Genomic DNA, 7,888 nt, shown 5'->3' with positions numbered 1-7,888 from the left:
CGGCGCCTCGCGGCGCGCGCCCTCGGCGACTCCGGCGCGCTCGCCGGGCTCGAGCCGCTGCGCGCGATCGCCGCCGCGGAGCCGGCCCTCCCCGAGCCCGACGGCGCGCTCGCGCGGGTCATGCGCGAGGTCGGCCCGCGCTGCGGCGCGGGAGACCTCGCGCGCCGCGCCATCCGGGAGCTCGAGGCGACGCGGCGCTGACTTCCTTCACCGGTCCGAGACCTGCGGGGCCGCACGCGGCCGGCCCCGGCGCAGCGCGCGCGCCGCGAGCGGCAGCGCGAACCAGGTCCCGGCGAGGAGCGCGAACGTCGCCCCGGCGACCGCGACGGGAAGGCCCTGCGAGCCGGGTACGAGCCGGACGGTCACGACGCCGAGGTCGACGGCGAGGGCGACCGCGAGCGGCAGGATCGCCGCGACGACGAAGCGCGTCGCCACGCGATGGAACGCCTCCGTCTCCTCCCCGCGCTCGACGATGCGATGCCAGGCGGCGGGCGCGACGAGCAGGACGATGGTGAGGACCCCGAACCCCACCGCGCCGACGTGCGCCCATTGCGCCTCGCGCGGCAGCTCCCGGAACGCCCGCGTCATCATCACCGCGAGCTGGAACCCGAGCAGCGCCTGCGCGCCGGGGAGCACCATGCGCGCCTCGGTGAGCACGTGCCGGATCTTCTTCTCGACGCTCGAGTCGCTCACCTCCGTGCCCTCCTCCCGTGGCGGGCGTCTCCTGCGCGCGACGCCCGTCGCGGCGTACCAGGTCCCCACGGCGACGAGCGCCACCGCGGCGCCCGCGAGCACCGCGCCGAGCGCGCCGGCGACCGGCTGGAGCCCGATCGCCACGTCCCCGGAGAGCCCCAGCGCGAACGGCAGGAGCGCGAGCGACACCGCCCGCATCGTCAGGCGGTGGATCCCCTCGGTGTCCTCGCCGGCCTCCACGAGGCGGTGCCACGGCGAGGGCAGCACCACGAGCGCGAGCGCGAGGAGCAGCGTGACGAGCGTCGCGAGCTTCGAGGCCCTCGCCCACCCGGGCAGCTCCTCGAAGCCCGGCTCGAAGAACGCCCGGAGGTCGAACCCGATGAGCACCTGGAGCCCGAGGACCAGGATCCGCGCCTCGTCGAGCGCGTTCTGGACCTTGCTCGAGAGCTCCGCCACCTCCGAACGCTGCGGCGCGCCGCCCGGCGCTACAAGGTGCGGGGAGGCGGCGAGGCGCCCGGCCGTCCGGCGTCGGCCTCCTCGGCGGCCCGGATGGCGCGGTCGAGGAGCTCGATGGGGTGGGCGGCTGGGAGCTCCGCGCCACGCTCCGCCAGCATGCGGCGGATGTGGAGCGAGCAGCCGGGGTTCGCGCTCGCGAGCAGCGTCGCGCGCGTGGAGAGCACCGCCTCCGCCTTGCGCCGGCCGATCTCGACGGCGGCCTCCGGCTCCACGAGGTTGTAGACGCCCGCGGAGCCGCAGCACTGCTCGCCGTCGGGGACCTCGACGAGCTCGAGCTCGGGGATGGTGCGGAGCAGCGCCCGGGGCGGCTCGTTCACGCGCTGCGCGTGCCCGAGGTGGCAGGGCGAGTGGTAGGCGACGCGCGCGCGGAGGGCGGCGCGGCGGGCCCGCGGCGGGAGCGCGGCGAGGAGCTCGGTCACGTCCTTCACGCGCGCCGCGAACGCGCGCGCCCGGGGCTCGAAGGGATCGCCCTCGAACAGCGCGCCCACGTCCTTGAGGTGCGAGCCGCAGCCGGCCGCGTTCACGACGACGACGTCGATCGCCTCGCGCTCGAACCGCTCGATGAGCCGGCGAGTGAGCCGCCGCGCCTCGGCCTCGCGCCCGACGTGCAGCGAGAGCGCGCCGCAGCAGCCCTGCCGGCGCGGCGCCACGACATCCACGCCCTCCGCGGCGAGCACGCGGACGGTGGCCGCGTTCACGCCCGGGAAGAAGACCCGCTGGACGCAGCCGGTGACGAGGCCGGCGCGCAGCCGCCGCGCGCCGCGGGCGGGCGTCCGCTCGGGCAGGCGGGCGAGGAGGTCGCGCAGCGGCACGACGGGCGCGAGGGCGTCGAGCGCGGCGAGCCGCCGCGAGAAGCGCAGGAGCCCGAGCCGGCGCGCGAGCCGCTGCAACCCGCTCGCGCGCCACGCCCACAGGAGGAGCGCCGCGCCGCGCAGCCGCCCGGGCCGCGGGAACAGCGCGAACACGCCGGCGCGGTGCAGGCGGTCCGCCGGCGCGCGCCTGAGCTCGCGCTCCACCCGGAAGCGCGCCGCCTCGATGACGTGGTCGTAGCGCACGCCCGAGGGGCACGCGGTCATGCAGGCCATGCAGCCCAGGCAGCGGTCGAAGTGCTCGGCGACGACGGGCGACATCGCGACGCGGCCATCCTCGAGCGCCTGGAAGAGGTCGATGCGCCCGCGCGGCGAGTCCATCTCCTCCTGCCAGCTCTGCCACGTGGGGCAGACCGGCAGGCAGAAGCCGCAGTGGACGCAGTCGTCCGCCGGGTTCCGCGCCCGCTCCGGCGCGCCGCCGCTGCGGCTCGTGCCGCGGTCCTCGGCGGGCACGCCGCGCGCGTCGCGGGCGGCCGTCCGCTGGGTGGCGATGCGGGCGTCGTCGGCCGTCGGCATCAGATCCCCCCCGCGAGCCGCCCGGGCGCGAGCCGCCCGTCCGGATCGAGCTCACGCTTCAGCCTGCGCATCACCTCGACGGCGGGCGGCGGATCGCCCCACGGGTCCGCGACGGCGCGCAGCGCGGCCGGCGCCGCGGCGAGCACGAGCGAGCCGTTCCCGGGCCGGAGCGCCACGCGGGCCGCGGCCACCGCGCTCCCGGTCGCCTCGGCGCGCGAGAGCGCTCCCGCGACGAACGCGATCCCGAGCGCGGGGTGGAGCACGAGGGCCCCCGCGGCGAGCGTCGCCGCGAGGGGCTCGAGCGCCCGCACCGCGCCCTCGAGCGACGCGGGCGGGAAGGCGGCCTTCGCCCGCACGTCCCCGGCGAGGCGGAGCGCGTCGTGCCGCGCCCAGAGCGCCGCCTCGTCGGCGCCCGCGAGCGCCTCGCACCGGGGGTCGAGCGCGAGGAGCCGCTCGGCCTGCTCGCGCACGCCCGGACCGAACCCCTCGAAGCGGATGGCGAGCCGGAACCGGTCGCCCTCCTGGAGCGCCGCCATCGCCACCGGATCGAGGCGCGCGTCGAGCGCGGCGCGCGCGAGGGCGCGGACCTCCGCGGGCGTGAGGCCCGGGACGGCCACCGTGGCCGACGCCTCGGGCAGCGGGTGGAGCCGGAAGACCACCTCCGCGACGAGGGCGAGCGAGCCGAGCGAGCCGCAGAGGAGCCGCGGGAGATCGAACCCCGCCACGTTCTTCACGACCTTGCCGCCGCCGCGCGCGACGACGCCGTCCGCCCGGACGAGGGTCACGCCGACCACGAGATCGCGCACCGTGCCGAAGCGCGTCCGGCGGGGGCCGAAGGCGTTCGCCGCGACGACGCCCCCCACTGTCGCACGCTCCGGGTGCGGGGGATCGAGCGCGAGGCGCTGCCCGTGCGGCGCGAGGTGGCGCTGGAGCGCGGCGATCGTCAGCCCCGCCTCGACGGCGACGATCTGGTCGGCGGGGGCGTGCTCCTTCACGCGGTCGAGCCGGCGCGTGTGGAGCACGGCGTCGAGCCGCGCGGGCGGCGCCCCGAGCTCGAGGTCCGTGCCGCCCCCGATGAACGTCACCGCGGCGCGGTCGCGGGCGAGCGCACGCATCGCGTCGGCCGCCTCGTCGAGGGAGCCGGGCTCGAGCGCCACCCGCGGGGTGAGGCCCAGGACGGCGTCTCCGTCCGCCGCCGCGCGCACCGCGCTCACCAGCGCTCCGCGAGCCCGGCCACCTCGGCGGGGTGGGGGCGGTAGGGGCCGGGCTTCTCGCCGCAGAGGCGCGGCGTCGGGAAGACCTTGCCCGGGTTCATGAGCGCGGCGCCGTCGAAGGCGCAGCGGACGCGCTGCATCGTGTCGAGATCGTCCGGCCCGAACTGCTCCGCCATGTACGCGGCCTTCTCCGCGCCGACGCCGTGCTCGCCGGTGATCGACCCGCCGTAGCGGATGCACAGGCGCAGGATCTCGCCGCCGAGCCGGGCCGCGCGCTCCTCCTCGCCCGGCACGCGCGCGTCGTAGAGCACGAGCGGGTGGAGGTTCCCGTCCCCGGCGTGGAAGACGTTTGCCACCCGCAGCCCCGCCTCGTCGGCGAGGCGCGCGATGTCGCGCAGCACCCGGGCGATCTCCGAGCGCGGGATGACTCCGTCCTCGACGAGGTAGCTCGGGCTGATCCGGCCCACGGCCGCGAACGCCGACTTGCGCCCCTTCCACATGAGCTGCCGCTCCGCCTCGTCGCGCGGCACGCGGATCTCGAGCGCGCCCGCCGCGCGCGCGATCTCGATGGCGCGTGCCGAGACGTGCTCGACCTCGGCGCGGGGGCCGTCCGCGTCCATGAGCAGCGCCGCGCCCACGTCCGGCCAGTCGAGGCCCGTCGCGGCCTTGGCCGCCACGATCGCGAGCCGGTCCATCATCTCGATCGCCGCGGGCAGGATGCCCGCCGCGATGATGCCGGAGACCGCGGCGCCCGCCTCGTCGGTGGAGGGGAAGGTCGCGAAGAAGGTCCGCGTGGTCTCGGGCTTGCGCAGGAGCCGGACGGTGACCTCCGTGACCACGCCGAGCATCCCCTCGCTCCCGACCAGCGCGGCGAGCAGGTCGTAGCCGGGCGCGTCGGGCGCCGGACCGCCCAGGTCGACGACGGCGCCGTCGGAGAGGACGACGCGGGCGGCGAGCACGTGGTTCGTCGTGAAGCCGTACTTGAGGCAGTGCGCGCCGCCGGAGTTCTCGGCGACGTTGCCGCCGATCGAGCAGACGCTCTGCGACGAGGGATCGGGCGCGTAGTAGAAGCCGGCGCCGGCCACCGCGCGCGTGACGTCGAGGTTGATGACGCCGGGCTCGACCCGCGCCCAGCCGTTCTCGAGGTCCAGCTCCAGGATCCGCCGCATGCGCGAGAGCGAGAGGACCGCGCAGCCCGGCACCGGGCGCGCGCCGCCGGAGAGGCCGGTCCCCGCGCCCCGCGGCACGAGCGGCACGCTCGCGTCGCGCGCCACGCGGACGACGGCTGCGACCTCCTCGGTCGAGCCGGGGAGGACGACGAGGTCCGGGCGGACGCGGCCGTGGGTCAGGCCGTCGCACTCGTAGACGAGCAGCTCCGCGGGATCGACGACCACGTTCCGGGGCCCGACGATCGCCGCGAGCTTCCGGGCGACGGCCCGCGCGCCGGCGCCTCCCCGCTGGGCCGCCTCCCCTGCTGCGCTCCGAGCGGTCACCGGTAGAGCACCTCCGGGAGCCAGAGGCCGATCGCGGGGAAGAGGTAGAGCAGCAGGACCGCGAGGACCTGGATCGCCATGAACGGCATCATGCCCGCGAAGATCTGGTTCAGGGTCACGTGCTTGGGCGCGACCCCCTTCAGGTAGAAGGCGGCCATCGCGACGGGCGGCGACAGGAACGCGGTCTGGAGGTTCAGCGCCACGAGCAGGCCGAAGAACAGCGGGTCGATCTCGAAGTGGCCGAGGAGCGGGATGAAGATCGGCATGAAGATGACGATGATCTCCGTCCATTCCAGGGGCCAACCCAGGAGGAAGATGATGACCTGGGCGAGCAGCATGAACTGCACGGGCGAGAGGTTCAGCCCGAGCACCCAGTGCTCGATGATCTGCTGCCCGCCGAGGAGCGCGAAGGCCGCCGAGAAGATCGACGAGCCGACGAACAGCCAGCAGACCATGGCGGTCGTCTTCGCGGTCAGGAACACCGACTCCTTGATCACGCTCCAGCGGAACTGGCGATAGGCGGCGGTGAGGAGCATGGCGCCGGCGGCGCCGAGGGCCGCCGCCTCGGTCGGCGTCGCCCACCCGAAGATGATCGACCCGAGCACGGCGAGGATGAGCGCCGTGAGCGGGAAGAACGAGGTGAGCAGCATCTTCAGGATCTCGAGCCGCTCGAACGTGAAGATGGCGTAGTGCAGCACGAGCACCACGAGGGCCGCCGCGAGCGCGATCCAGAACGCGAGGGGCACCGGCTTGCGCCCTGGGCCCTCCGCCACGCGGGCGCCCTCCGCGCGCTCCGCGGCCGCCTCGAGCGCCGACCCCGGCGCCTCCGCGCCCGGAGGCTCGGCGAGCGTCCCGGGGACGGGTTCCGCCAGCGGCGGCTCCACCACGCCCGGCGCCGCGGCCGCCTCGGCCTCGCCCGGCGGCTCCGCCACGCCCTCGTACACGAACGCGTCGGCGCCGCCGCCGGTCTCGGCGATCTCGCGCAGCCCGCCGGTGTCGATGACGATCTCCCGCGTCACGGCCTGGTGGACGACGAGGAACCCGAGCGCGGCGAGCAGCGCGGGCAGCGCGGAGACGGCGAGCTGGCCGGCGACCCAGCGCCGCCTCGGGCCGCCGGGCGCGGGGCGCAGGAGCGCGGCGACGAGGCCGGGCAGCGCGCGCCGGTGCTCGCCCCCCGCGATCGCGCGCGCGCTCGCCGTGAGCGGCACGCTCCGCTCGGACTCGGGCGGCATGGGCGCGAGGGAAGGCTTGAGCTTCGCCATCACGACGACGTACGCGATGTAGAGCCCGGCGAGCATGAGGCCGGGGAAGAACGCGCCGGCGTAGAGCTGCACCACCGACACCCCCGCCGTGGCTCCATAGAGGATGAGCATCACCGACGGCGGGATGAGGATGCCGAGGCAGCCGCCGGCCGTGATCGCCCCCGCGGAGAGCTTGATGTCGTAGCCGGAGCGGAGCATCGCGGGGAACGCGAGCAGGCCCATGAGCGTGACCACCGCGCCGACGATCCCGGTGGCGGTGGCGAAGAGCGCGCAGGTGGCGAGCGTCGCGACGGCGAGCGAGCCGGGGATGAACGACATCGCGAGGTGCAGGCTCTTGAAGAGCTTCTCGATGAGGTTCGCCCGCTCGACCATGTAGCCCATGAAGACGAAGAGCGGCACCGCGATGAGGACGTCGTTCGTCATCGTCGCGTAGGTGCGCTGGACCATGAGGTCGAGCGTCTGCTGGACCGCGAGGTCGGGGTTCGTCCAGCGGTAGGCGAGCCACGCGAAGAGGACGCCCATCCCCATGAGCGTGAAGGCGGTGGGGAAGCCCAGCATGATGGCGACCACCACGAGCGAGAGCATGAGCAGCCCGAGGTGGCCCTGCGTCCACTGCGACGGCGGCGGCATCACCACGACCGTCGCGAGGACGAGGAGCCCCATGAGCGTGAGGCCGAAGACGAGCTCCTTCCTCACGGGCGCACCTCCTCGTGCTCCTTGCGGGCCACCACCTCGTCGAGCGCGGCGAGGTCCTCGTCCTTCACGTGGACCATCTCCTTCAGCTTCTCGACGTCCACCTCCTCGACGTCCTCCTGGCGCTGCGGCCACGCCCCGTGCCGGAGCGCGACGACGCAGCGGGCGATCTCGACGAGGCCCTGGAGCAGGAGCAGCGCCCCCGCGACCGGGATGAAGGCCTTGAAGGGATAGAGGGGCGGGCCGTCGACCGTGATGGTCGAGTGCTCGCGGATGAGCCAGGACTCCCGCGCGTAGTCCCAGCCCGCCCACACCATCGCGACCGCGCCCGGCAGGAAGAACGCGAGGTAGAGGACGAGGTCGATGGTCGCCTGCAGGCGCACGGGGAAGAAGCCGTAGAGCACGTCGCCCCGCACGTGGCCCCGCTTCGCCAGGGTGTACGCGCCCGCCATCATGAAGAGGACGCCGTACCCCATGATCTGCGCGTCGAACGCCCAGGCGTGCGGAGCGTCGAGGAGCTTCCGCGAGAGCACCTCCCAGGTGATGAGCCCCGTGAGCGCGACGATGAGCCAGGCGAAGAGCTGGCCGACCCGGGTGGAGAGCTTGTCGACGGTGAGGAGGAGCCGCTGCAT

The 7,888-nt window shown here is 75.3% G+C and carries 7 protein-coding genes; 1 reads left to right on the top strand and 6 read right to left on the bottom strand.

The annotated features are described in order from the left end of the window. Positions 1 to 201, top strand: a 201-nt coding sequence (locus MNZ29_RS03470; protein WP_242352851.1) for a hypothetical protein, incomplete at its 5' end; no start/stop codon positions are given. A 6-nt stretch (positions 202 to 207) separates the two neighbouring features. Here MNZ29_RS03470 and MNZ29_RS03465 read toward each other — a convergent pair. From MNZ29_RS03465 to MNZ29_RS03440, 6 genes are read right to left on the bottom strand one after another with little or no spacing between them, the layout of a single operon-like run. Then, positions 208 to 1,149 carry a DUF6328 family protein gene (locus tag MNZ29_RS03465; RefSeq protein WP_242340674.1) on the bottom strand — a complete coding sequence of 314 codons (942 nt, stop codon included), beginning with the start codon at positions 1,147 to 1,149 and terminating at the stop codon, positions 208 to 210. A gap of 29 nt (positions 1,150 to 1,178) precedes the next feature. After that, positions 1,179 to 2,594 carry a (Fe-S)-binding protein gene (locus MNZ29_RS03460; RefSeq protein WP_242352849.1) on the bottom strand — a complete coding sequence of 472 codons (1,416 nt, stop codon included), beginning with the start codon at positions 2,592 to 2,594 and terminating at the stop codon, positions 1,179 to 1,181. Next, positions 2,594 to 3,808 carry an FAD-binding oxidoreductase gene (locus tag MNZ29_RS03455; RefSeq protein ID WP_242352847.1) on the bottom strand — a complete coding sequence of 405 codons (1,215 nt, stop codon included), beginning with the start codon at positions 3,806 to 3,808 and terminating at the stop codon, positions 2,594 to 2,596. Before MNZ29_RS03455 ends, MNZ29_RS03460 begins: the two co-directional genes overlap by 1 nt. After that, positions 3,805 to 5,301: an FAD-linked oxidase C-terminal domain-containing protein gene (locus MNZ29_RS03450; RefSeq protein WP_242352845.1), complete on the bottom strand. Its 1,497-nt coding sequence runs from the start codon at positions 5,299 to 5,301 to the stop codon at positions 3,805 to 3,807. The genes MNZ29_RS03455 and MNZ29_RS03450 overlap by 4 nt, the downstream gene beginning before the upstream one ends. Then, positions 5,298 to 7,259: a TRAP transporter large permease subunit gene (locus MNZ29_RS03445; protein ID WP_242352843.1), complete on the bottom strand. Its 1,962-nt coding sequence runs from the start codon at positions 7,257 to 7,259 to the stop codon at positions 5,298 to 5,300. The genes MNZ29_RS03450 and MNZ29_RS03445 overlap by 4 nt, the downstream gene beginning before the upstream one ends. Then, positions 7,256 to 7,888, bottom strand: a complete 633-nt coding sequence (locus MNZ29_RS03440) for a TRAP transporter small permease subunit (protein ID WP_242352840.1) — start codon at positions 7,886 to 7,888, stop codon at positions 7,256 to 7,258. Before MNZ29_RS03440 ends, MNZ29_RS03445 begins: the two co-directional genes overlap by 4 nt.

The sequence above is a fragment of the Anaeromyxobacter sp. SG64 genome, assembly GCF_022690745.1.
In the GTDB taxonomy this organism is placed as follows: domain Bacteria; phylum Myxococcota; class Myxococcia; order Myxococcales; family Anaeromyxobacteraceae; genus Anaeromyxobacter; species Anaeromyxobacter soli.
The sequence above is the reverse complement of the archived record's forward strand: the minus strand, read 5'-3'. Positions and strand labels throughout refer to the sequence as shown.